The sequence below is a fragment of the Pseudomonas fluorescens genome, from assembly GCF_902497995.1.
GTDB classification, from domain to species: Bacteria; Pseudomonadota; Gammaproteobacteria; order Pseudomonadales; family Pseudomonadaceae; genus Aquipseudomonas; species Aquipseudomonas fluorescens_BK.
The window spans coordinates 171,093-195,017 of the sequence record NZ_CABVII010000008.1 but is presented as its reverse complement, the minus strand read 5'-3'; the positions used below and the strand labels follow the sequence as shown (position 1 = coordinate 195,017).

Below are 23,925 nucleotides of genomic sequence, written 5' to 3'. Positions count from 1 at the left end.
ACCCCTGAATGCAAGGCACACCTTATAGAGGGCAGCAGAAATCCGGACCTCCACAAATGAGGAGGGGTAAGGCAGTTTTCAGGTGAAAAGTTAGCGGCGCCAAGCCTAGGCTTGACGTGCGGTCTCTGCGGGCGAGCGCAAGGCAGAACCGAGTTCCACCTTGCTTTTGACGCCGAGCTGCAGATAGCAATTGCGCAGATAGGTGCGGACGGTGGAAGGACTCAATGCCAGGATTTTGGCAATTTCCTTGTAGGAATGACCGGCGGCGAACAGCATGGCGGCGGTTCGTTCCCGTGGTGCAAGCACCGCCCCGCGCGCCAGCGTCTCAAGTGACAGAATGACATGCTCGGCGTTGGGACTCAGGGTCAGTGCACAACGGCCCAGGCGCATCACACAGGGTGCCTTTGGCAATTGCCCGATCACCTGCGAAGGCAGCATTGAGCCGCTCCAGCCGGGCAACTCACGCTCAATGGCAGCGCAGAGCCTGGCCCCCACGTAGAGCAGACTGCCATCCATCCGCGCAACGCCGAAGTCGGTTGCACCGTTGCCTGTATCGAACCGGATCATGTCCTGGACCTGAAATCGCCACAGCTGCAACAGGTGATCGCAGAATGCAGAAAACAAACCGGCCTCGCTGTCGTTGAACACCGGTGCCTGAAGGCCACGGTAGAGACAGACGAAAAACATCAAGCCGCTCTCGGGCAACTCGAAAGTGATGCACATCAAGTGGTAGAGGTCATGACGCCGGGCGAAGTCGTTCACGGCCTCGCAGGGGTCGGTGAACCCACTGTCGCGCACGACCTCACCGGGCTGGCTCAGCGTGTCATGGGAAAACCTGTCGCTGACCGCCACCTTGTGCCATTCGACGGCAAACGACTCGGGCAGATTGATTCGCCCGTGCATCCAGCTTTGCGGGGGAGCACTGGCGTCGGACGTCGACATCTCGCCCCACCATGCCGAAGCGAAGGGCACCAATCGACCAAATGCCTGCAGGCCATCCGAAATGAATTGGGAGGCACCGCGATCTCGAGCAAGGCGCCCCAGATGAAGCACACACTGATTGAACGCTTTGAGCGTTGCCATCGACGTCCTGACGCCGACCTCATCACCCGCCTCCATCGCTCTGTTCCCGTCTGCTGAATGGCCTGGGCAGCGACCATGCCATGGCGCACCCATCGCGTCCAGCCGTTACCCGACCGAACGACTCAACCGTCAGCGGGATCTGGTCAGCGCATTCCTGACCGGGTTGATCGAGGTTTTCGGTTCTTGATGCGTATTTCGCTGGTCGGTATGACATCGATCCGGGACACCGGACTGGTCAGGCGTGCGAGGCGGGTATTGTGCTCGGCAATGATGTCATCGGCGGCCATATTGTCGGTGTCGACTGTGGAATGGGCGTCGGCGGCGAACACCACGTCATAGCCCAGTTTCAGGGCCTGGCGCACGGTGGCATTGACGCAATAGTCGGTTTGCAGGCCGCAGATGATCAGGCGCTCGACATCCCGCCGTTGCAGCATTTGCAGCAGAGGGGTCTGGTAAAAAGAATCCTGGCTGGTTTTTCGTACACGCAGGTCATGGGGTGATGTTTCCAGGCTTTCGGCCAACTGCCAGCCTTCGCTCCCCTGCTGTAGCAGGCTGTCCTTTTCCTCATGTTGAATCAGGATGACCGGGATGCCTGCTACGCGTGCCCTGGCGCTCAGGCCGTTGATGAGATCGATGACACGCTTGATCTCGAAGCATTCGTACTCGCCGACGCACAGCAAACGTTGGACGTCGATGATCAGCAGTGCAGTGGTCATGGTTCCTCCCTTGAAATGTCATGGGTTCAGGGGACAGAAAAACAGATCCGTCCCCCTTTGAAAACGACCTTCAGTAACCGAGCGATAACCCGGTATTACGCCGCGGATCGTTCGCCCCGTAGAAGCGGTTCTTGCCCACCGGCTTGCCCTCCAGCGACGGCGCGCCGACCAGGATCGCCGCCAGATGGTTGGCGTCCTGGGGACCGGCAAACTTGTGACCCCAACTTTCCAGCATCTTCACCGTATCCGGGCTGGTGGTGAAGGTTTCCAGGTTGGTCTCTTCCGGCAACCATTGCTGGTGGAAACGCGGTGCGTCGACCGCTTCCTGGATGTTCATGCCGTAGTCGATCACGTTGAGCATGGTCAGCAGGGTCGCGGTGATGATGCGGCTGCCACCGGGAGTGCCGACGACCATCACCACTTTGCCGTCCTTGGTGACGATGGTCGGGCTCATGGACGACAGCGGTGCCTTGCCGGGCGCGATGGCGTTGGCCTCCCCTTGCACCAGGCCGTACATGTTCGGCACGCCGATCTTCGAGGTGAAGTCGTCCATTTCGTCGTTGAGGATGACCCCGGTCTTGCTGGCCATGACGCCGGCACCGAACCAGTCGTTGAGGGTGTAGGTGACCGACACCGCGTTGCCCCATTTGTCGACGATGGAATAATGGGTGGTGTTGCTGCCTTCGTGGGGCGCTACGCCGGGTTTGAGCTCGCGGGACACGCCGGCCTTTTGCGGATCGATGGCGGCGCGGATCTTGGTCGCGTAGTTTTTATCCAGCAGATGGGCGATCGGGTTTTTCACGAAGTCCGGGTCGCCAAGGTAGCTGTTGCGATCGACGTAGGCGTGACGCATCGCTTCGATCTGGTAGTGCATGCCCTGGGCCGAGTGGTAGCCCAGGTCTTTCATCGGATAGCCTTCGAGAATGTTCATGATCTCGCAGATCACCACCCCACCGGAGCTTGGCGGTGGCGCGGAAACCACGTGATAGCCGCGGTAATCGCATTCGATCGGCGCCAGCTCGCGGGTCTTGTACTTGTCGAGGTCGGCCTGGGCGATGATGCCCTTGTTGGCCTGGCTGGAGGTGACGATGGCGTCGGCCACCCAGCCTTTATAGAAACCGTCGGCCCCCTTCTCGGAGATTTCCCGCAGGGTTTTGCCCAGGTCCTTTTGCACCAGTTTCTGCCCGACCTGCATCGGCTCGCCATTGCTCAGGAAGATCGAGCCGGAATCCTTCATGTCCTTCTTGAACACGTCGGTGGCGTATTCCAGCAACTCGACATCGCCTTGCTCCAGCACAAAACCGTCTTCGGCGAGCTTGATCGCCGGGGCGATCACTTCCTTGCGCGGTTTGGTGCCGTACTTCTCCAGGGCCAGTTCCATGCCGGACACGGTGCCCGGCACGCCGACGGCCAGGTGACCACGGGTGCTGAGCTCCGGGACGACGTTGCCTTCCTTGTCGAGGTACATGTCGGCGGTGGCAGCCAACGGCGCCTTTTCGCGGAAATCGAGGAAGGTCTTGCGCCCGTCCGCCAATTGAATGGTCATGAAACCACCGCCGCCCAGGTTGCCCGCCGCGGGATACACCACCGCCAGCGCATACCCCACCGCGACCGCGGCATCGACGGCGTTGCCACCGTTCTTGAGCACATCGACGCCCACATGGCTGGCCAGATGCTGGGCGGTGACCACCATGCCGTTTTCAGCCGCAACCGGGGCCACGGAGGCGGCGTGGGCCATCAGGCAGCTCAGCGCCAATGAGGTTGCTATGAGCGATTTGGCAAAAGGTTCGAACTTCATGAGTCGGTCTCTTTTTGTTGTCAGGCTCTGCACATCAACAGAGAAAAGCGCTTCAAGAGCATTGGCAAGTATGGCTGGGATTGCGTATTGCGCCTCCCCGTCGAGGCAGTATGCTTGGAGTTGTTGTTGACGCTGGAGGGTGGGCAATGGGGTGGGACTGGCCGACGGGAAGGCTTTTGATTTTTTGTACAGACGAAAACGCCTTCAAGAAAGCTGGGCCTTGTACTCCTTCACGTATTGCCCGGCCAGGGTTTCTTTCTGTTTGTCGTCGAGCAGCTTGCCGGCCATCTGGAAGAACTTCTGCTCTTCTTCCTCCAAGTGGTGATAAACCTTCTCCGAGAGCTTCTTCGCGGTCGCCAGCCAGGCCGGGCTGGACATCTCGGTCTCGTCGAGTTCTTCCATCATCTCGTCCATCTCGTGATGTTCGGCAATCGCATGGCGGCTGAGGTCGACGCCGTTGTCGAACTCCATCAGCGGGATGTAGAAATGCCGCTCTTCAGCGGTTTCGTGGGCCTGGAGTTCCGACTTGAGCTGCTTGTAGGCCTCGACTCGCTCCGGGGTGTCGCCGCTGGTCTGGATCAGCGCGTCGGCGTAGGTGCGTTGGCGGTCATGGCTTTCGCGCAAGGCTTCAAAAATATTCACGGGTTGTCCTCATGGGCTGCGCTCTGGAATGACGCTGTCTAGGCTAGACATCTGCGTGCGAACGAGGGTTCCCCCTGAGGACTGGAACAACGACCGCGTGCCGCGATAGGCTTGGGAATGTTGTCCGCCCCAGCCATAAGGAAATAGCTCATGAAACTGCGAATCGAACAGTCGCAAAACCCCACGGATGAAGAGCGCCAGGCCATCCTGTCGCCGTTGCGCGCCTATAACGCCGCAAAGGCCGGGGTCTCGACGCCGGAGCCCATTGCCTTGCTGGTGCGTGACGAAAGCGGCGAGATTCTCGGCGGGCTCTACGGTCGAGTGTTTTACCGATGGTTGTACATCGAACTGCTGTCGGTACCGGAACAGGGCCGGGGACAGGGCATCGGTTCGAAGCTGATGCAGATGGCCGAAGACCTGGCGCGGGAGAAGGCCTGCATCGGGATCTGGCTCGACACCTTCGAGTTCCAGGCGCCGGAGTTCTACAGGAATCTGGGCTACAACGAGTTGGGGCAGATCGCTGACTACCCGCCGGGGCACAAGCGCTTCTTTTTCCAGAAGCGCCTGATCGGCCACGCATAACCCTGTGGGGCAGCCCCTTTTATATGATCGACACCGAATAAATGTGGGAGCGGGCTTGCTCGCGAATGCGATGTATCAGGCAACATTGATGTCGACTGACACTCCCTCTTCGCGAGCAAGCCCGCTCCCACATGATTACTGCGTAGCCCATAGGTCAGAGGCAGGTCGCCAGCGCCGCCAGACGGCGCTTGGCGACAAAGTCATCCTTCTGCGCGTAGTAGTTCAACAGTGTTCCGGAGGCATCGGTGGTCACGTCCACGAAGGATTCCGCCGAGCGCGTGTAAACGGTGGAACCGCCCTTCTTGCCCGGCTGCAGATACGCACTGGCATCGACCCCGAACACCGCCTCGTCCTGCCAGGAAAACTGCACGCACTGGGCGACGAGTTTTTCCGGCTTGTTCGAGGTCAGGGTTTTGTACGGGGTTCCAGTGCGAGCATCGTTCATCGCCGAGCCTGCACATCCCGCCAGCAAGGTTACCGCCAGCGCCACCATCAGAATTCGCATTGCGTTCGCTCATCAAGAAAAAGCGGACTGTATCACCGTGGCACGGCGTATCGTTCTGCTTTACTTCATTTATACCGCGACACCGCGTGCCGATTCGCGCACCCTGTCGCGCCATTAACGCCCCATCGCGCATTTTTCTGGAAAGCCAAATGACACCCAACGCCGAATACTACAAACCGACCGCTGAATACGCCGACAAGCTGATCAGCCAGATCGGTCAGACGCCTTCCTGGATCGCCAAGCGCATCGGCGTCACCGACAAGCGGATTCGTTACATCCTCGACGGCGAACGCACCGTCAAAGGCGAAACCACGCCGATCCAGATGACGTACCCCGAGCAGTTTGCCCTCGAGTGCCTGGCCGCTGCGGCTAAAGCCAGCAAGAAGCAGTCTGTGTAATCGATTTTCAAGGAGCGACCATGGCGGCAAGCGAACAGCAACACGAGCAGGCGCTGAAGAGGTTTCTCGATGAGCGTCCTCAATTGCGCGTCGAACTCGACAACCTCAACCCGTTGCTGGCCCAGGCCAAGGGCGAGACCCAGGCGCAGTACCGCGACGAGCGCCTGCATGAAGCCTTCGAGGCCGAAGCCGAGCGTCTTGGGCTGTTTGCCTGGGAACTGACCCTGCAGCTGACCGCCGCAACGCCTGAGGACTATCAGGCCCAGCGCATGGAAGTGCACAAGGAAGTGGCCGAGATGGCCGGTATGGACTGGCTGGAGTATTGCGAGTTATATGGATTAGGCAAGTAACCCTCGCCACTCAAGGATGCAATCTAACGATGCTGCCCTCGTCCTCCAGCACCCACGCCAGCCCGGGTCATCTGCATAGCCAGAAATGGCGCGGTCGCATCGGCATGTCGCTGGTGGCCGCACTCTCGGTACTGGCTGGCATGACCGATGCCATCGGCTTCATGGCCAGCGGCGACTTCGTTTCGTTCATGAGCGGCAACACCACCCGTCTCGCCGTGGCCATCAGCGAGGGCGACATGGGCCTGACCCTGCGCCTGATGATCCTCGTGGCCACTTTCATCATCGGTAATGCCCTGGGCATCGTCGTCAGCCGTCTCGGCGGCCGGCGGGCGCTGCCCTTGCTGCTGTGCATCGCCACCCTGCTCTGCGGTGCCGCTGCCTGGCCATATGAGGAACAACTGCCGGCGTTGCTGGCGGCGATCATCGCCATGGGCATGCTCAATGCCGCGGTGGAAGAAGTGAATGGTTTGCCGGTTGGCCTGACCTACGTCACCGGCGCCCTGTCGCGCTTCGGCCGCGGCCTGGGGCGCTGGATGCTCGGCGAGCGCCGCAACGGCTGGCGGGTGCAGTTGATTCCCTGGGCCGGGATGTTTGCCGGCGCGGTGCTGGGGGCGGTGCTGGAGCATCATCTTGGGCTCAGGGCGTTGTTTGTCAGCGGGTTGCTGGCGGGTGGGATCGGGTTGCTGTCGTTGAAGATTCCGCGGCGGTGGCAGTTGGGGTATATGCCGCGTTAGGTCCAACATTTCCGTTGCCCGATAGTCCGCTTTCGCGAGCAAGCCCGCTCCCACAGGGGTTTCGTGGGGGATTCCAATGTCATGTAGAACACAAATCCCTTGTGGGAGCGGGCTTGCTCGCGAAGGCGGCGACTCGGTTTTCAGGCAAACCCCCTTCGCCCCCCCGCCGATAAAGCTTTATCATGACCCCAGTTTTGCTGATCGAGTCCGTCATGAAATTCGCCATCGCGCTGTTTTCCGCCGCCCATGCGCCCTCCTCGCGCCGCGCCTTGTTGTTCGCCCGGGCCGCGCTGGCCGGCGGGCATGAGATTGTCCGGCTGTTTTTCTATCAGGACGGCGTCTATAACGCCTCCGGTAGCGTGGTCACCCCCCAGGATGAGCTGGATATGCCCAGGCAATGGCGCACCTTTGTCACCGAGCATCAACTGGACGGCGTCGTCTGTATCGCCGCAGCCCTGCGTCGTGGCGTGTTGAACGCAGAAGAAGCCGGACGCTATCGGCGCGAAGCCATTGCGGTCGGTGCACCATGGGAATTGTCCGGTCTCGGCCAACTTCATGATGCAGTGCAGGACGCCGACCGCCTGATCTGTTTCGGAGGCGCGTGACATGCCCAAATCCTTACTGATTATCAGCCGTCAGTCCCCCTGGTCCGGGTCGAGCGCCCGGGAAGCGCTGGACATCGTACTGGCCGGCGGCGCCTTCGATCTGCCGATCGGCCTGCTATTTCTCGATGACGGTGTGTTCCAGCTCGCCGCGAAACAGGACGCCAGGACCCTGCAACAGAAGGACCTGAGCGCCAACCTGCAAGCGCTGCCGATGTTCGGTGTCGAAGCGCTGTTTGTCTGTGGCGACAGCGCTGCTGAACGCGGCCTGGACCCGAACACCTTGTCGCTCGAAGAAATCCAGGTGCTGGCCGCCCCTGAAATCACTGCACTCATTGACCGTTACCACCAGGTGATCACCCTCTGATGTCGACTTTGCACCTGTTGTCCCATTCCCCTTTCGGCGACGATCGCCTGACCAGTTGCCTGCGCGTGATCGGCGCTGAGGATGCGCTGCTGCTGTCCGGCGACGCCGCCTATGCCTTGCAACCGGGCACCGCGCCGTTCAATGTGCTGGGCACCCGCGGCCTGAAAGTGTTTGTGCTGGCTGAAGACGTCCAGGCCCGCTCCTTGCCTACGCCTGACTGGGCCGAGGCCATCGACTACCCGGCCTTCGTCGAGCTGTCGATCCACTACGACAAGGTCAACAGTTGGCTATGAACTCCCTGATGGTCGGCGCCCGCGCCATCGAACTGGACAAGGACGGTTTTCTGGTCGAACTGAGCGACTGGTCCCTTGAGGTCGCCAGCGCCCTCGCCGCCGCCGAAGACATCGACTTGAGCCCGGAACACTGGGAGATCCTCCAGTTGCTGCGCAGTTTCTACGACGAATTCCAACTGTCCCCGGCCACCCGGCCGCTGATCAAGTACACCGCATTGAAGCTCGGCCCGGAAAAAGGCAACAGCCTGCACCTGAACCGATTGTTCAAAGGCACCCCTGCCAAACTCGCCGCGAAGCTGGCGGGCCTGCCCAAACCGACGAATTGCCTATGACCGACTATCCCGCGCTGACCCTCGAAACGCCTGCCGAGCACCCGTTCGCCCAATTCGTGCGCATCCTCGGCAAGGGCAAACGTGGCGCCCGCGACCTGACCCGGGTCGAAGCCCGTGAAGCCATGGGCATGGTGCTCGACGACAAGGTCGAGGACACCCAGCTCGGCGCTTTCCTGATGCTGCTACGGCACAAGGAAGAAAGCGCCGAGGAGATGGCGGGGTTCACCGAAGCCTTGCGTGAACGCCTGAACCCGCCGGCCTTGGCCGTCGATCTGGATTGGCCGACTTACGCGGGCAAGAAGCGTCATTTGCCGTGGTACCTGTTGGCAGCCAAGTGCCTGGCACAGAACGGCCTGCGAATTTTCATGCACGGCGGCGGTGCGCATACCGCGGGACGGCTGTACAGCGAGCAACTGCTGGATGAGTTGAATATTCCTGTGTGCCGCAACTGGCAGCAGGTCGGCGCGGCGCTGGATCAGGGCGGCCTGGCGTTCATGCCGCTGGTGGATTGGGCGCCGCAATTGCAACGGATGATCGATCTGCGCAATACCCTGGGCCTGCGTTCGCCGATCCATTCCCTGGCACGGATCCTCAATCCCTTGGGCGCTCGCTGTGGCCTGCAAAGCATTTTCCACCCCGGCTACCAGGCGGTGCATCGCGACGCCAGCGGCTTGCTCGGCGATACCGCGATCGTGGTCAAAGGCGACGGCGGCGAGATCGAGATCAACCCGGACGCCGACAGCCACTTGTACGGCACCACCGGTGGCGAGAGCTGGGACGAGGAATGGCCGCAACGGTCAGCCCAGCGCCACGTCAAACCGGCCAGCCTCGATCCCGAGCATTTGAAAGCCGTCTGGCGCGGCGACGTGGTCGACAGCTATCCGCACATGGCGCTGATTGCGACCATGGCCCTGGCCTTGCGCGGCCTCGGCCAGACCCGCGAACAAGCCTTCGACACCGCGCAGCAGTATTGGGACGCGCGGGACAGATCGATTTAACCGATCATAACCGCCCAACCTTTGCGCTTTTTGTTCGAACCTATGCGAATAGACTCCTCTCCAACGCTTATCGGTCGAGGAGTCTGAAAATGGGTTTATTAGTCGAAGGCCGCTGGCACGACCAGTGGTACGAAAGCAGCAAGGACGGCGCGTTCCAGCGTGAACAGGCGCAACGCCGCAGCTGGGTGACCGCCGACGGCAAGCCCGGCCCGAGCGGTGTCGGTGGCTTTGCGGCCGATGCCGGGCGCTATCATCTCTATGTGTCCCTCGCCTGCCCGTGGGCCCATCGCACGCTGATCCTGCGCAAATTAAAAGGTCTGGAAAGCCTGATCGATGTGTCCGTGGTCAGTTGGCTGATGCTGGAAAACGGTTGGACCTTCGATCAGCACCTGGGCTCGACGGGCGACAAGCTCGATCACTTCCAGTTCATGCACCAGCGCTACACCGCCGATACCGCCAACTACACCGGCCGCGTCACTGTGCCGGTGCTCTGGGACAAACAACGGAAGCGCATCGTCAACAATGAATCGGCGGAGATCATCCGCATGTTCAACAACGCTTTTGATGACCTGACTGGCAATGATCTGGACCTATATCCGGCGCCGTTGCGCAGCGAGATCGATGGGTTGAACGAGCGGATTTATCCGGCAGTGAACAATGGTGTCTATCGCGCCGGATTCGCCACGTCGCAAAAAGCTTATGAAGAAGCGTTCGATGAGTTGTTTGCCGAGCTGGATCGGCTGGAGCAGTTGCTGGGCGCCAATCGTTATCTGACGGGCGAGTACCTGACTGAAGCCGACATTCGGCTGTTTACCACGATGATTCGCTTCGACGCGGTGTATTACGGGCACTTCAAGTGCAACCTGCGGCGGATTGCCGATTATCCGAATCTGTCGAACTGGCTACGGGAGATTTATCAGTGGCCGGGGATTGCTGAGACGGTGAGTTTCGAGCACATCAAGCATCACTATTATGGCAGTCACAAGACGATCAATCCGACCGGGATTGTGCCTAAGGGGCCGGGGCAGGATTTCACTGTGGCCCATGATCGGGGGCGGTTGAGTGGGAAAGGGGTTTGGCGCAGGGCTTAAGATGTATGCAGGTTTTGAGGGCCTCTTCGCGAGCAAGCCCGCTCCCACACTAGATTTGGGTCTGGCCAGAATTTGTGGCCAAACACAGATCCAATGTGGGAGCGGGCTTGCTCGCGAAGGGGTCGACTCGGTCTCTAGAGTTGCCCCTGAGCCCCCTCAAACCACGCCAGTTTCTCGCGCAATTGCACCACTTCCCCAACAATCACCAAGGTCGGCGCATGCACCTCATGCTCCGCCACCAGCTGCGGAAGGTCGGCCAAGGTGCCGGTAAACACCCGCTGATTGACCGTGGTGCCCTGCTGAATCAACGCCGCCGGTGTATCCGCCGCGCGACCGTGCTTGATCAACTGTTCACAGATGATCGGCAACCCCACCAACCCCATGTAGAACACCAGGGTTTGCGCCGGCGCGACCAGGTCGGCCCATGGCAAATCGGTGGAACCATCCTTCAGGTGCCCGGTGACGAACCGCACCGACTGCGCGTAATCGCGGTGGGTCAGCGGGATCCCGGCATACGCCGCGCAACCGCTGGCCGCCGTGATTCCCGGCACGACCTGGAACGGGATGCCATGGGCCGCCAGTTCTTCGATCTCTTCACCGCCGCGCCCGAAGATGAACGGATCGCCGCCCTTCAGGCGCACCACGCGCTTACCGGCCTTGGCCAGATCCACCAATCGCTGGTTGATCTGATCCTGAGGCACGGCGTGCTCGGCGCGGCGCTTGCCGACGTAGACCCGCTCGGCATCGCGACGGCACAAATCGAGAATCGCCGGCGCTACCAGGCGGTCATACAGCACCACATCGGCTTGCTGCATCAGGCGCAAGGCGCGGAAGGTCAGCAGGTCGGGATCACCCGGGCCGGCGCCGACCAGATAGACTTCGCCGGTTGCAACCGGCGCTTCACCGTTGATTTTCGCCAGCATCAAGCGCTCGGCTTCAGCGCCCTGCCCGGCCAGTTGCCGGTCGGCAATCGGGCCCTGGAACACGTCTTCCCAGAACGCCCGACGCTGCTGCACATCCGGGCACAGGCGTTTGACCTGGCTGCGAAAACGCGCCGCCAGACCCGCCAGTTGCCCGTAGGTGGAAGGAATCCAGGTTTCCAGCTTGGCGCGGATCAACCGCGCCAGCACCGGCGCATCGCCGCCGCTGGAGACCGCGATGATCAGCGGCGAACGGTCGACGATCGCCGGGAAGATCACGCTGCACAAGGCTGGCGCATCCACCACGTTGACCGGCACGCAACGCCGATGGGCATCGGCGGAGACTTGTGCATTGAGCGGCTCGTCGTCGGTGGCGGCAATGATCAGTCCGCAACCGTCCAGGTCGGCCTCGACGTAACCACGCACCAGGCACTCACCACCGCTGCCGGCCACCAGCTCACGCAACTGCGGTTCGATTTCAGGTGCGACCACCCGCAGCAGCGCACCGGCTTCGGCCAGCAGGCGGGATTTGCGCAAGGCAATCTCCCCGCCGCCGACGACCAATACACGACTGCCGCGAAGGTTATGGAACAGCGGCAGATAGTCCATTAGCCAATGACCTCGATGCCACCCATGTACGGTTTCAGCACCTCAGGCACACGGATCGAACCGTCGGCCTGCTGGTAGTTTTCCAGCACCGCCACCAGGGTGCGACCGACCGCCAGGCCGGAACCGTTCAGCGTGTGAACCAGCTCGGGCTTGCCGGTTTCCGGGTTACGGAAGCGCGCTTGCATCCGACGGGCCTGGAAGTCGCCGCAGTTGGAGCACGAGGAAATCTCGCGGTACTTGTCCTGGCTCGGGATCCACACTTCCAGGTCGTAGGTCTTGACCGCGCTGAAGCCCATGTCGCCGGTGCACAGCGCCAGGGTGCGGTATGGCAGTTCCAGCAGTTGCAGGACTTTCTCGGCGTTGGCGGTCAGGCCTTCGAGCGCTTGCATCGAAGTCGACGGCTCGACGATCTGGACCATCTCGACCTTGTCGAACTGGTGCTGGCGGATCATGCCGCGGGTATCGCGACCCGAGGCGCCGGCTTCGCTGCGGAAGCACGGCGTGTGCGCAACGAACTTGATCGGCAGCAATTTCGCATCGACGATTTCGCCAGCGACGATGTTGGTCAGGGACACTTCAGCGGTCGGGATCAGGTACAGATCGGCTTCGCCTTCGCGAGCGATCTTGAACAGGTCTTCTTCGAACTTCGGCAGCTGACCGGTGCCTTGCAGCGCCGGTGCCTGGACCAGGTAAGGCGTGTAGGCCTCTTCGTAGCCGTGTTCGCTGGTGTGCAGGTTGATCATGAATTGCGCCAGGGCGCGGTGCAGACGGGCGATCGGGCCGCGCAACAGGGCGAAACGCGCGCCGGACAGCTTGGCGGCGGTTTCAAAATCCAGCCAGCCGAATTTCTCGCCCAGGGCGACGTGGTCCTGAACCGGGAAATCGAAAGCCTTCGGCGTACCCCAGCGGCGCACTTCAACGTTGCCCTCTTCGTCGTCGCCGATCGGCACCGATTCGTGCGGCAGGTTGGGGATGCCGAGCAGGATCGAGTCCAGATCGGTCTGGATCCCGTCCAGCTCGACTTTACCGGCGCTCAATTCATTCGCCATGCGCTCGACATCTGCCATCAGCGGCGCGATGTCTTCGCCGCGCTGCTTGGCCTGACCGATGGACTTGGAGCGCGCATTACGTTCAGCCTGCAGTGCTTCGGTGCGGGTCTGGACGGTCTTGCGCTGTTCTTCCAGCGCTTCGATGCGCGCAACATCCAGGGTATAGCCACGGGATGCCAGGCGGTCCGCTACGTCCTGAAGGTTGCTACGTAACAGTTTGGAATCGAGCATGTCGGTTTCTCGTTTATCAAAGTTTGGTCAAGGACAGGCCGGCCCAGGTGGCAAGCAGCCCGCCGAATACGCTGAGCGCCGCATAGCCCAGGGCCAGCGGCACTTGCCCGCTTTCCAGCAGGCGCACCGTATCCAGTGAAAAGGATGAAAAAGTCGTCAGCCCTCCGAGGAAGCCGACGATCAACCCGGCACGCACCTCGATGGGCACCTCCGGGCGTATCAAAAACAGACCGTATAGAACGCCGATCAGCAAACAGCCCACGATATTAACGGCCAGCGTCGCGGTATAGAAGTGCCGCGGCCAATTAGCGTTGATCCAGTTACCGGTGGCGAAGCGCAACAGCGTACCGGCGACGCCGCCAATGGAAACCGCAACGACCAATGCAATCACTATTTTCTCCGCTGCCGGGGACTGAGACGGTCAAGTTGCGCCAGGTGGTTGAGTTTCTCGCCGATCTTCAACTCCAGGCCGCGCGGCACCGGCTGGTAGAAGGGTTGCGGTTCGAGCTCTTCCGGGAAGTAGTCTTCGCCAGCGGCGTAGGCATCCGGTTCATCGTGGGCGTATCGGTATTCGTCACCATAACCCAGCTGTTTCATCAGCTTGGTCGGTGCATTGCGCAGGTGCAGCGGCACTTCCAGCGAACCGTGTTCGGTGGCGCTGCGCATCGCGGCCTTGAAGCCCATGTACACCGCGTTGCTTTTTGGAGCGCAAGCCAGGTAAGTGATGGCCTGGGCCACGGCCAACTCGCCTTCCGGACTGCCCAGGCGCTCCTGCACTTCCCACGCCGCCAGGCACAGGCTCAGGGCGCGCGGGTCGGCGTTGCCGATGTCTTCGCTGGCCATGCGCACCACGCGCCGGGCCAGGTACAGCGGATCGCAACCGCCGTCGATCATCCGCGCGAACCAGTACAACGCACCGTCGGGGTTGGAGCCGCGCACCGATTTATGCAGCGCGGAAATCTGGTCATAGAACGCCTCCCCGCCCTTGTCAAAACGCCGACGGGTATCGCCCAACAGGCTTTGCAGCAGATCGACGCCGATCTCGCTGTGGTCTTCGGCCAGGTCCGAGGCGTTTTCCAGCAGGTTGAGCAGACGCCGGCCATCGCCATCGGCCGCCGACAGCAGCATCTGGAAGCCTTCATCGCTGAGGGTCAGCTGGCGTTTGCCCAGGCCACGCTCTTCGGTCAGCGCGCGCTGCACCAGCTTGCGCAGGGCCGCTTCGTCGAGGCTTTTGAGCACATAGACACGAGCCCGGGACAGGAGCGCGTTATTGAGCTCGAACGAGGGGTTTTCGGTGGTCGCGCCGATGAAGATCAGCGTGCCGTCTTCGACGTACGGCAGGAACGCATCCTGCTGCGATTTGTTGAAGCGATGTACTTCGTCGACGAAGAGGATGGTGCGTTTGCCGTACTGCCCGGCCTGCTGCCTGGCGATTTCCACCGCCTGGCGGATTTCCTTGACCCCGGCCAGCACCGCCGACACCGTCTCGAAGTGCGCATCCGAGACTTCCGCCAGCAGTCGCGCCAGGGTGGTCTTGCCCACACCCGGCGGGCCCCAGAAAATCATCGAGTGCAGGGCACCCTGCTCCAGGGCTTCGCGCAAAGGCTTGCCGCGGGCGAGCAGGTGTTCCTGACCGACGTACTCATCCAGATTGGCCGCGCGCAAACGGGCGGCCAGGGGCTGAGCAATCGGGGCGCTGCGAAACAGGTCCATCACTACTTATGAAACCTCACTGGGGTCCTGGGGGGCTGATCATTCAACGTGCCAACACCACAATCCCTGTGGGAGCGGGCTTGCTCGCGAATGCGGTGGGTCAGACAACATTGATGGTGACTGACACTCCCTCTTCGCGAGCAAGCCCGCTCCCACAGGTTAGCGTTCGCGGTTTATTCCTGGATCACATCCGCCCCTTTAGGGATGACGAACTTGAATTTGGACGCCGCGATCGGCTCGTTGGCCTTCACACCGGTGAACAGGATATTGGTGCGCTGGCCGACGCTGTCGATCAGTTGCATATCATTGACCAGTCCGTTGCGGAACGACAGGCGCAGGCTGTCGAACAGGGTGTCTTTGGTTTTCGGCTTCAGGGTGAAGTCGATCACGCCGCCAGCTTCCTTGGCGCTGATGTCGAAGCTCTGGCTGATCTTGGACACGTCACCGGACAGCAGCAGCGCCGGGGTCTGGGTCAGGCGCAGGTCGAGGGTCTTGATGGTGACCTGCTCCAGGTCCGGGTCCCACAGCGTGACCTTCTTGCCGTCGGAGACCATGGTCTGCTCGGCCGGCGCATCGGTGTGCCAGTAGAACAGGCCCGGGCGCTGCAACGACATTTCACCGGCCGTTTCCTGCAACTGGGTGCCGCCGCCGTCGAGGGTCAGCTGGGAGAAACGGGCAGTCAGGGTCTGGGATTTTTCCAGCAATTGGGTCAGGCGCGCCACGTCCTTGTCATCGGCGTGGGCCGAGAGCGTGGTCAAAGCCAGAACCGGCAGCAACAGCATGCGGATAAGACGCATGGGAGTCCTCTTAACATTCGTGGGGAGTGCGGCGGTGCATCGCCGCGCCGCCGCTTTTCAATTCAAGGCAGGTTCAAATCACTCGCGTACCGGGCCAGGCGCCAGGACTTCGCGGGAACCGTTGGTGTTCATCGACGTCACGACCCCGGCCATTTCCATGGCTTCGATCATGCGCGCGGCACGGTTGTAGCCGATTTTCAGCTTGCGCTGCACCGCGGAGATGGACGCGCGACGGCTTTCCAGGACGAACTGCACTGCTTCGTCGTAGAGCGCGTCGGTTTCAGCGTCGTCGTCGCCGCCACCGCTGCCGCCATCGAAGCCGCTACCCGGCTCTTCGACACCGGCGAGGATCTCGTCGTTGTATTCCGGCGCGCCGCGCAGCTTCCAGGCTTCAACCACCCGGTGCACCTCGTCGTCGGAGACGAAGGCGCCGTGGACGCGGATTGGCAGGCTGGTGCCCGGCGGCATGTAGAGCATGTCACCGTGGCCCAGCAATTGCTCGGCACCGCCCTGGTCGATGATGGTCCGCGAATCGATCTTGCTCGATACCTGGAACGCCATGCGCGTGGGAATGTTCGCCTTGATCAGACCGGTGATCACGTCAACCGACGGACGCTGGGTCGCCAGGATCAAGTGGATGCCGGCGGCACGGGCTTTCTGGGCGATACGGGCGATCAGTTCTTCAACCTTCTTGCCGACGATCATCATCATGTCGGCGAATTCGTCGACCACCACGACAATGGTCGGCAGCTTGGTCAGCAATGGCGCTTCGTCGTGAATGCTTTCGCGCTTGTACAACGGATCGGCCAGCGGCTCGCCAGCATCCTGGGCTTCCTTGACCTTGGCATTGAAGCCCGACAGGTTACGCACGCCCATCTTCGCCATCAGTTTGTAGCGACGCTCCATCTCCGCCACGCTCCAGCGCAGGGCGTTGGCGGCGTCTTTCATGTCGGTCACCACCGGGCACAGCAGGTGTGGAATGCCTTCATAGATCGACAGTTCCAGCATTTTCGGGTCGATCATGATCAGCTTGGCGTCTTCCGGTCCGGACTTGAACAGAATCGACAGGATCATCGCGTTCACACCCACCGATTTACCCGAACCGGTGGTACCGGCCACCAGCAAGTGCGGCATTTTCGCCAGGTCGGTGATGACCGGCTTGCCGCCGATATCGTGACCCAGGGCCAACGTGACCGGCGACTTGAAGTTATCGTACTCAGGGGTCGCCAGCACTTCGGAGAACCGCACGATCTGCCGGTCTTCGTTCGGAATCTCGATACCGACCGTGGTCTTGCCCGGGATCACTTCCACCACGCGCACGCTGGTCACGGCCAGGGAACGGGCCAGGTCTTTCGCCAGGTTGGAGATGCGGCTGACCTTGACGCCTGCCGCGGGCTGGATTTCGTAACGGGTAATCACCGGGCCCGGGTGAATCGAATCCACCGTGACTTCGACCCCGAATTCCTTGAGCTTGATTTCCAGCAGATGGCCTACCGCGGCCAGGGATTCAGGCGAGTAATTGAGCTGTTTCTTTTCCGCGGGGTCGAGAATCGAGATCGGCGGCAAGGTGCCCTCGACGGCGCTGTCGACGAACAACGGCGCCTGTTTCTCTTTTTCCACGCGTTTGCTGGGCGCTGCAGGCTTCGGCGGCGCTGGCGCGATCACTGGCGGTACCTGCTTCTCGCGGTCCGACATGTGCTTGCTCAGGGCTTGTTCGCGTTCGATCAGGCGCTCCTTGACCTTGGCCTGCTCGCGCTTGTCGGGGACGCTCGGCGCGACCACGTCATGCACGCGCTCGTCGACTTCACGCAACTGCGCAACCAGCTGCTTGCGCTCGACACGGGCGGCCCACCAGCGGTTGGCGGCGCCCTGCAACAGCTCGAACAGGTCGAGGGTGATCTTGCCGGTGACGTCCATCACCTTGAACCACGACAGGTCGGTGAACACCGTCAGGCCGAACAGAAACAGCGCGATGAACAGCAATGTGCTGCCCTGGATGTTCAGGGCGTTCCTGGCCAGGTCACCAAGGCTCTCACCCAACGCGCCACCAGCACCCGCCGGCAGACCGGTCGCCGCATGGAAATGGATATGCGCCAGGGCCGCACCCGCCAACACCAGGAACACCAGGCCAACCAGGCGCCAGGAGAACAGCCAGCCGCTCCATTCCCAGGGTTCGTGGCGCTGACGGAAGATCTGCCAGGCCTTGACCGCCAGCAGCAGCGGGAAGATGTAGGCGAAGTAACCCAGCACCATGAACAGGATGTCGGCGCTGTAGGAGCCGGCCGGACCGCCGAAGTTCTGCACGTCATCGATCTTGCTGTTGTGGCTCCAGCCCGGATCGTCCTTGCCATAGGTCAGCAAGGCCATCATCAGGAACAGGCACAAGGCACCGACGGCGATCAACGCACCTTCCTTGAGTCGGTAGTGCAATTGCTGGCGCCAGAGCGGAACGACGGCTGGTTTAGGTGCTGCGGTGGATTTCTTCAAAACGCTTCTTTTCCTGCGCCCATGGCGCGTCCATCTGTTGATGACTATAAAAAACTGCCCAACCCAGGCAGGTAAAAAAGTTAACCGGCGTAACTGGGACTACTTTTAACACTGCGCCCCGGTTTTTATAAACACGGCCCGCAATGCTTATTTTGTTACAAGCACGCTGACAGCAGGCATTGTACGGGTTTGTACGTCCGATGCCATGCTTGCAATCCCGGGTGTAGCATAGCCAACAGGACTTGCATGCGGTTCAATTTGAGCATGCATTCTCTTTCGTGACAAAGGCTTATGAGGTGTTTTTATGAGCGAAGCGAAGCATTCCCGCCTGATCATTCTGGGTTCCGGCCCTGCCGGTTACAGCGCCGCCGTTTATGCCGCCCGCGCCAACCTCAAACCCGTTGTCATTACCGGCATACAGGCAGGTGGCCAGCTCACCACCACTGTCGAAGTCGACAACTGGCCCGGCGACGTCGAAGGACTCACCGGCCCGGTGCTGATGGAACGCATGCAAAAACACGCCGAACGTTTTGACACAGAGATTGTTTACGACCACATCCATACGGCCAAGTTGCAACAGCGCCCGTTCGAGCTCATCGGCGACAGCGGTACGTACACCTGCGATGCACTGATTATCGCCACCGGTGCCTCGGCGCAATACCTGGGGCTGCCCTCGGAAGAAGCCTTTGCCGGCAAAGGCGTTTCGGCCTGCGCGACGTGCGACGGCTTTTTCTACCGCAAACAGGTGGTCGCGGTGGTCGGCGGCGGCAACACCGCGGTCGAGGAAGCCCTGTACTTGTCGAACATCGCCAGTGAAGTCCATCTGATTCACCGGCGCGACAAGTTGCGCGCCGAGAAGATTCTGCAGGACAAACTCTTTGAAAAAGCCGCCAACGGCAATATTCGCCTGCACTGGAACCAGCATCTGGATGAAGTGCTGGGCGATGCCAGCGGCGTGACCGGCGCCCGCCTGCGGGACAGCCACAGCGGCGAAACCAGCGAATTGCCGCTGACCGGGGTCTTTATCGCCATCGGCCACAAGCCCAACACCGACCTGTTCCAGGGCCAGCTGGAAATGCGTGACGGCTATTTGCTGGTCAAGGGTGGCAGCGAAGGCGATGCCACCGCCACCGAGATCGCCGGGGTATTTGCCGCCGGCGACGTGGCCGATCACGTTTATCGCCAGGCCGTCACTTCCGCCGGGGCCGGTTGCATGGCCGCACTGGACGCAGAGAAATACCTCGACGACATTCCGACCGTTTGACGGCACACTTCACGGCGGGCCTGACAGCCCGCCACTGCCCTCCCCTTCTGCAAAGCCCGGATGCCATGCTGACTTGGTTACAACGCAACACCCTGACCTTCCCGCCGCTGGAAAAGGCCATGCGCGACCCCAACGGGCTGCTGGCGGCGGGCGGCGACCTGTCCGCCGATCGGCTGATCAAGGCCTATCGCCATGGCTGTTTTCCGTGGTTCTCCGAAGGCCAACCGATACTCTGGTGGTCGCCGGACCCGCGCACGGTGTTATTTCCCGACGAACTGCATGTCTCGCGCAGCCTGAACAAGTTGCTGCGCCAACAACGCTATCAAGTAACCTTCGATCGGGATTTTGCCGCGGTTATCCGCGCGTGCGCCGCGCCACGGGAGTACGCCGACGGCACCTGGATCACCGAAGCCATGCAGTCTGCCTACCTCGAGCTACACAGGCGTGGTTATGCGCATTCGGTGGAAGTCTGGGACCAGGGCGAACTGGTCGGCGGGCTCTATGGCCTGGCCATGGGGCAGCTGTTTTTCGGCGAGTCGATGTTCAGCCGCGCCGACAATGCCTCCAAATATGGCTTTGCCTCACTGGTGCGACATATGGACAACTCAGGCTTTGTGCTGATCGACTGCCAGATGCCGACCGACCATCTGCACAGCCTTGGTGCCCGAGCGATTCCCCGCCGCGAGTTTGCCGGCTACCTGGCGCGGCACCTGGATCAACCCAGCCGTGCCACCTGGGTTTGCTGAGCGACTTTCGCGCACGTGGCTTACACTTATTTAAAGTTTATCCCCGAGGGTTGATCATGACCGAGTTGGCGCGATTGAAGTTTTATGCCACTCAGCCCCACTCTTGCAGTTATCTGCCCGAGGAGCAGGCCACGACCTTGTTCCTCGACCCTAGCCAGCCCATGGATGTGCATGTCTACGCAGACCTGTCGGAAATGGGTTTTCGTCGCAGCGGCGATCATCTGTACCGGCCCCATTGCCAGAATTGCAATGCGTGCGTTCCGGCGCGTATTCCCGTGGCGCAGTTTTCACCCAACCGTCAGCAGAAGCGCATCTTCAAGCGCAACGCCGATCTGCAAGTACGTCCCGCCAGACCCAAGTTCAGCGAGGAATACTTCGACCTCTATCAACGCTATATCGAGCAGCGTCATGCCGATGGCGACATGTACCCGCCGAGTCGCGATCAGTTTTCGACTTTCCTGGTGAGGGACCTGCCGTTTTCCAGGTTCTATGAATTCCGTCTCGAAGGCCGGTTGCTGGCTGTGGCTGTCACCGACTTGCTGCCCAACGGCCTGTCGGCGGTCTACACCTTCTACGAGCCCGAAGAAGAGCGCCGCAGCCTGGGGCGTTACGCGATCCTCTGGCAGATCACCGAGGCCCGGCGCCTGGACCTGGAAGCGGTCTACCTCGGGTACTGGATCAAGAACTGCAAAAAAATGAGCTACAAGACTCAATATCGCCCTATCGAACTGCTGATTAATCAGCGCTGGGTCATCCTGAACTAGGGCAAGCCCTAAACCCCTTGGCTTAAACCCCATTTTTCGGGCACAATGCACGCCGCTTTTGCCTGGCGCAGTTGCACCGGGCCATTCATTGGACACCGAGGGCTTTACTGCATGTCGAAAGAAGACAGCTTCGAAATGGAAGGCACTGTCGTCGACACCCTGCCCAACACCATGTTTCGCGTGGAGTTGGAAAATGGGCACGTCGTAACCGCGCATATCTCCGGCAAGATGCGCAAGAACTACATTCGTATTCTTACCGGTGACAAAGTGCGCGTCGAGCTGACGCCCTATGACTTGAGCAAAGGGCGCATCACTTACCGCGCTCGCTAATCAAGTCAATACAAGACGCCCGGCTTATGCCGGGCGTTTTTGTTTGCCTGCGATTTGAGGCAGCACATCGGACCAATGTGGGAGCGGGCTTGCTCGCGAAAGCGGTTTATCATCCAACATCAATGTTGACTGACTCACCGCTTTCGCGAGCAAGCCCGCTCCCACATTTGAACCGCGCATGACCTGCAGACAGCAAAAAGGCGCCTTTGGGCGCCTTTTGCTTTGTTGCGGTTAACGTCAGGCCATTTCAGCCGTGGTCTCGAACTCGAAGGTCAGCTCGCCGTCCTTGAGGTCGATGTGCACCACGCCACCATGGTCGGCCAGTTCGCCAAAGAGAATCTCTTCGGCCAGCGGACGCTTGATCTTGTCCTGGATCAAACGCGCCATGGGTCGGGCGCCCATTGCCGAGTCGTAGCCACCTGCCGCCAGCCAGCTGCGCGCAGCGTCCGTCACTTCCAGCTGCACACGCTTGTCTTCCAGCTGCGCCTGAAGTTCGGTAAGGAACTTGTCCACCACGCTCTTGATGACCTCATGGCTGAGGCGACCAAACTGGATAATGGTGTCCAGACGGTTGCGGAATTCCGGCGTGAAGCTCTTCTTGATCACTTCCATCGCATCGGACGAGTGGTCCTGATGGGTGAAACCGATCGAAGCACGGGCTGCGGTTTCGGCACCGGCGTTGGTCGTCATGATGACGATCACGTTACGGAAGTCCGCCTTGCGCCCGTTGTTATCGGTCAGCGTACCGTGGTCCATGACCTGCAGCAGCAGGTTGAAGACTTCCGGATGCGCCTTCTCGATTTCATCGAGCAACAGCACGCAGTGAGGCTGCTTGGTGATGGCTTCGGTCAGCAGGCCGCCCTGATCGAACCCCACATAGCCTGGAGGCGCACCGATCAGACGCGATACGGTGTGGCGCTCCATGTACTCGGACATGTCGAAGCGCACCAGCTCGATCCCCAACGCCTTGGCCAGCTGACGCGCCGCTTCGGTCTTGCCGACGCCGGTAGGCCCGGCGAACAGGAACGAACCGACAGGCTTGTCAGGCGACTTGAGGCCGGCACGGGACAGTTTGATCGCGGTCGACAGCGAGTCGATCGCGGCATCCTGGCCAAATACCGTCAGTTTCAGGTCACGCTCAAGGTTACGCAGCAGCTCTTTGTCGGAACTGGTGACGTGCTTAGGCGGAATCCGCGCGATTTTCGCGACGATGTCCTCGACCTGAGGCACTTCGATGCGTTTCACGCGCTTCTCGATCGGCTGCAGACGCTGGTAGGCGCCCGCCTCGTCGATCACGTCGATGGCTTTGTCCGGCATGTGCCGGTCATTGATGTAGCGCGAGGCCAGTTCAGCCGCCGCACGCAGTGCTTCATCGCTGTATTCGATGTTGTGGTGCGCTTCGAAACGCCCTTTCAGGCCGCGCAGGATACCGATGGTGTCTTCCACCGACGGCTCCGACACATCGACCTTCTGGAAGCGCCGGGCCAAGGCACGGTCCTTCTCGAAGATCCCGCGGAATTCCTGGAAGGTGGTCGAACCGATGCAACGGATATCACCGGACGACAGCAGCGGCTTGAGCAGGTTCGAGGCATCCATGACGCCACCGGACGCGGCACCCGCACCGATGATGGTGTGGATTTCGTCGATGAACAGGATCGCCTGCGGACGTTTTTTCAGCTCATTGAGCAGCGCCTTGAAGCGCTTCTCGAAATCGCCGCGGTATTTGGTCCCGGCCAGCAAGGCCCCCAGATCGAGGGAATACACCACGCTGTTGGCCAGCAAATCCGGCACCTGGTTGTCGACAATACGCTTGGCCAGGCCTTCGGCAATCGCGGTTTTACCCACGCCTGCCTCGCCCACCAGCAGCGGATTGTTCTTGCGACGGCGCGCCAGGATCTGCGCGACACGCTCGACTTCCAGCTCACGGCCTACCAACGGATCGATACGACCCTGGCGCGCGAGCTCGTTGAGATTGCTGGCATAAGCATCCAGGGGATTGCCTGAAGATGAAGACTCGCCGCCCTCGTCGTCCTGCATATCTTGCTCACCTTCAGAGTGATCGCCGTGCCCCGGCACTTTGGAAATGCCATGGGCGATGTAGTTGACGACATCGATGCGTGCGACGCTCTGCTGTTTCAGCAGGAACACCGCCTGACTCTCCTGTTCGCTGAAGATCGCAACCAGCACGTTGGCACCGGTCACTTCGCGTTTGCCCGAGCTCTGTACGTGAAAGACAGCACGCTGCAGAACACGCTGGAAGCCCAGGGTTGGCTGGGTCTCGCGATCCTCGTCATGAACGGGGATCAACGGCGTAGTGGAGTCGATGAACTCCTGCAGATCATGCTTGAGTTTGTCGAGGTTCGCGCCGCAGGCACGCAAAACGGTGGCGGCAGCCTCATTGTCCAATAGGGCCAGCAGGAGGTGTTCGACGGTCATGAACTCATGACGCTTCGATCGGGCCTCCTTGAAGGCAAGATTGAGGGTGACTTCGAGCTCGCGGTTTAACATAGCTTCACCTCATACC

General features: G+C 60.9%; 26 protein-coding genes. 14 read left to right on the top strand and 12 right to left on the bottom strand.

Features of this window, described 5'->3' with window-relative positions; all coding sequences use genetic code 11:
* Positions 1 to 105: 105 nt before the first annotated feature.
* The 4 genes from F8N80_RS12105 to F8N80_RS12090 form a co-directional block, all read right to left on the bottom strand.
* On the bottom strand, positions 106 to 1,119 hold the full coding sequence (locus F8N80_RS12105; protein WP_150783936.1) for a helix-turn-helix transcriptional regulator: 1,014 nt from the start codon (positions 1,117 to 1,119) through the stop codon (positions 106 to 108).
* A gap of 107 nt (positions 1,120 to 1,226) precedes the next feature.
* Positions 1,227 to 1,799, bottom strand: a complete 573-nt coding sequence (locus tag F8N80_RS12100; protein WP_150748179.1) for a cysteine hydrolase family protein — start codon at positions 1,797 to 1,799, stop codon at positions 1,227 to 1,229.
* A gap of 70 nt (positions 1,800 to 1,869) precedes the next feature.
* On the bottom strand, positions 1,870 to 3,597 hold the full coding sequence (gene ggt / locus F8N80_RS12095) for a gamma-glutamyltransferase (protein WP_150748180.1): 1,728 nt from the start codon (positions 3,595 to 3,597) through the stop codon (positions 1,870 to 1,872).
* Positions 3,598 to 3,801: 204 nt separating this feature from the next.
* The gene (locus F8N80_RS12090; protein WP_150748181.1) at positions 3,802 to 4,239 is read right to left on the bottom strand and encodes a hemerythrin domain-containing protein; all 438 of its coding nucleotides are present in this window, start codon (positions 4,237 to 4,239) and stop codon (positions 3,802 to 3,804) included.
* 150 nt (positions 4,240 to 4,389) lie between these two features.
* On the opposite strand from F8N80_RS12090, the gene F8N80_RS12085 reads away from it, so the two are divergent.
* Entirely contained in the window at positions 4,390 to 4,821 is a 432-nt protein-coding gene (locus tag F8N80_RS12085; protein ID WP_150748182.1) for a GNAT family N-acetyltransferase, read from the top strand.
* Between the two features lie 154 nt (positions 4,822 to 4,975).
* On the opposite strand, the gene F8N80_RS12075 is transcribed toward F8N80_RS12085, so the two are convergent.
* On the bottom strand, positions 4,976 to 5,326 hold the full coding sequence (locus F8N80_RS12075; RefSeq protein ID WP_150748184.1) for a hypothetical protein: 351 nt from the start codon (positions 5,324 to 5,326) through the stop codon (positions 4,976 to 4,978).
* 149 nt (positions 5,327 to 5,475) lie between these two features.
* On the opposite strand from F8N80_RS12075, the gene F8N80_RS12065 reads away from it, so the two are divergent.
* The 9 genes from F8N80_RS12065 to F8N80_RS12025 all read left to right on the top strand — a co-directional run bounded on the left by F8N80_RS12065 (position 5,476) and on the right by F8N80_RS12025 (position 10,491).
* Complete coding sequence (locus tag F8N80_RS12065; protein ID WP_128871290.1) at positions 5,476 to 5,724, top strand: hypothetical protein; 249 nt, start codon at positions 5,476 to 5,478, stop codon at positions 5,722 to 5,724.
* 20 nt (positions 5,725 to 5,744) lie between these two features.
* Positions 5,745 to 6,074 (top strand): DUF6388 family protein, encoded by a 330-nt coding sequence (locus tag F8N80_RS12060; RefSeq protein WP_150748186.1) that lies wholly within the window; start codon positions 5,745 to 5,747, stop codon positions 6,072 to 6,074.
* Positions 6,075 to 6,103: 29 nt separating this feature from the next.
* Entirely contained in the window at positions 6,104 to 6,808 is a 705-nt protein-coding gene (locus F8N80_RS12055; protein ID WP_150748187.1) for a YoaK family protein, read from the top strand.
* A 212-nt stretch (positions 6,809 to 7,020) separates the two neighbouring features.
* Positions 7,021 to 7,413, top strand: coding sequence for a sulfurtransferase complex subunit TusD (tusD, locus tag F8N80_RS12050; protein WP_150748200.1), 393 nt, complete (start codon positions 7,021 to 7,023; stop codon positions 7,411 to 7,413).
* A gap of 1 nt (position 7,414) precedes the next feature.
* The gene (gene tusC / locus F8N80_RS12045) at positions 7,415 to 7,777 is read left to right on the top strand and encodes a sulfurtransferase complex subunit TusC (RefSeq protein WP_150783935.1); all 363 of its coding nucleotides are present in this window, start codon (positions 7,415 to 7,417) and stop codon (positions 7,775 to 7,777) included.
* Positions 7,777 to 8,070 carry a sulfurtransferase complex subunit TusB gene (tusB, locus tag F8N80_RS12040; RefSeq protein ID WP_150748189.1) on the top strand — a complete coding sequence of 98 codons (294 nt, stop codon included), beginning with the start codon at positions 7,777 to 7,779 and terminating at the stop codon, positions 8,068 to 8,070. The genes tusC and tusB overlap by 1 nt, the downstream gene beginning before the upstream one ends.
* On the top strand, positions 8,067 to 8,402 hold the full coding sequence (locus F8N80_RS12035) for a TusE/DsrC/DsvC family sulfur relay protein (protein ID WP_150783954.1): 336 nt from the start codon (positions 8,067 to 8,069) through the stop codon (positions 8,400 to 8,402). Before tusB ends, F8N80_RS12035 begins: the two co-directional genes overlap by 4 nt.
* The gene (locus F8N80_RS12030) at positions 8,399 to 9,400 is read left to right on the top strand and encodes a glycosyl transferase family protein (protein WP_150748190.1); all 1,002 of its coding nucleotides are present in this window, start codon (positions 8,399 to 8,401) and stop codon (positions 9,398 to 9,400) included. Before F8N80_RS12035 ends, F8N80_RS12030 begins: the two co-directional genes overlap by 4 nt.
* An 89-nt stretch (positions 9,401 to 9,489) precedes the next feature.
* Positions 9,490 to 10,491, top strand: coding sequence for a glutathione S-transferase family protein (locus F8N80_RS12025; protein ID WP_150748191.1), 1,002 nt, complete (start codon positions 9,490 to 9,492; stop codon positions 10,489 to 10,491).
* 134 nt (positions 10,492 to 10,625) lie between these two features.
* Here F8N80_RS12025 and cysG read toward each other — a convergent pair whose 3' ends face one another.
* From cysG to ftsK, 6 genes are all read right to left on the bottom strand, one after another.
* Positions 10,626 to 12,020 (bottom strand): siroheme synthase CysG, encoded by a 1,395-nt coding sequence (gene cysG, locus F8N80_RS12020; protein WP_150748192.1) that lies wholly within the window; start codon positions 12,018 to 12,020, stop codon positions 10,626 to 10,628.
* Positions 12,020 to 13,300 (bottom strand): serine--tRNA ligase, encoded by a 1,281-nt coding sequence (serS, locus tag F8N80_RS12015; RefSeq protein WP_150748193.1) that lies wholly within the window; start codon positions 13,298 to 13,300, stop codon positions 12,020 to 12,022. The genes cysG and serS overlap by 1 nt, the downstream gene beginning before the upstream one ends.
* A 16-nt stretch (positions 13,301 to 13,316) precedes the next feature.
* Positions 13,317 to 13,691 (bottom strand): fluoride efflux transporter CrcB, encoded by a 375-nt coding sequence (gene crcB / locus F8N80_RS12010; protein WP_150748194.1) that lies wholly within the window; start codon positions 13,689 to 13,691, stop codon positions 13,317 to 13,319.
* Positions 13,691 to 15,013, bottom strand: a complete 1,323-nt coding sequence (locus F8N80_RS12005; RefSeq protein WP_150783934.1) for a replication-associated recombination protein A — start codon at positions 15,011 to 15,013, stop codon at positions 13,691 to 13,693. The genes crcB and F8N80_RS12005 overlap by 1 nt, the downstream gene beginning before the upstream one ends.
* 173 nt (positions 15,014 to 15,186) lie before the next feature.
* Positions 15,187 to 15,810 (bottom strand): outer membrane lipoprotein chaperone LolA, encoded by a 624-nt coding sequence (gene lolA, locus F8N80_RS11995; protein ID WP_128871298.1) that lies wholly within the window; start codon positions 15,808 to 15,810, stop codon positions 15,187 to 15,189.
* A 78-nt stretch (positions 15,811 to 15,888) separates the two neighbouring features.
* On the bottom strand, positions 15,889 to 18,297 hold the full coding sequence (gene ftsK / locus F8N80_RS11990; protein WP_150748196.1) for a DNA translocase FtsK: 2,409 nt from the start codon (positions 18,295 to 18,297) through the stop codon (positions 15,889 to 15,891).
* 304 nt (positions 18,298 to 18,601) lie between these two features.
* Between ftsK and trxB the strand changes: the two genes are divergently transcribed.
* From trxB to infA, 4 genes are all read left to right on the top strand, one after another.
* Positions 18,602 to 19,561, top strand: a complete 960-nt coding sequence (gene trxB, locus F8N80_RS11985) for a thioredoxin-disulfide reductase (protein WP_150748197.1) — start codon at positions 18,602 to 18,604, stop codon at positions 19,559 to 19,561.
* A gap of 65 nt (positions 19,562 to 19,626) precedes the next feature.
* A complete protein-coding gene (gene aat / locus F8N80_RS11980) occupies positions 19,627 to 20,307 on the top strand; it encodes a leucyl/phenylalanyl-tRNA--protein transferase (protein ID WP_150783933.1) in 681 nt (226 codons plus the stop codon).
* Positions 20,308 to 20,363: 56 nt separating this feature from the next.
* Positions 20,364 to 21,071 carry an arginyltransferase gene (locus F8N80_RS11975; protein WP_150748199.1) on the top strand — a complete coding sequence of 236 codons (708 nt, stop codon included), beginning with the start codon at positions 20,364 to 20,366 and terminating at the stop codon, positions 21,069 to 21,071.
* A gap of 111 nt (positions 21,072 to 21,182) precedes the next feature.
* Positions 21,183 to 21,401 carry a translation initiation factor IF-1 gene (gene infA, locus F8N80_RS11970; protein WP_002553999.1) on the top strand — a complete coding sequence of 73 codons (219 nt, stop codon included), beginning with the start codon at positions 21,183 to 21,185 and terminating at the stop codon, positions 21,399 to 21,401.
* 237 nt (positions 21,402 to 21,638) lie between these two features.
* Here infA and clpA read toward each other — a convergent pair whose 3' ends face one another.
* Positions 21,639 to 23,909 (bottom strand): ATP-dependent Clp protease ATP-binding subunit ClpA, encoded by a 2,271-nt coding sequence (gene clpA, locus F8N80_RS11965; protein ID WP_007946437.1) that lies wholly within the window; start codon positions 23,907 to 23,909, stop codon positions 21,639 to 21,641.
* Positions 23,910 to 23,925: the final 16 nt, after the last annotated feature.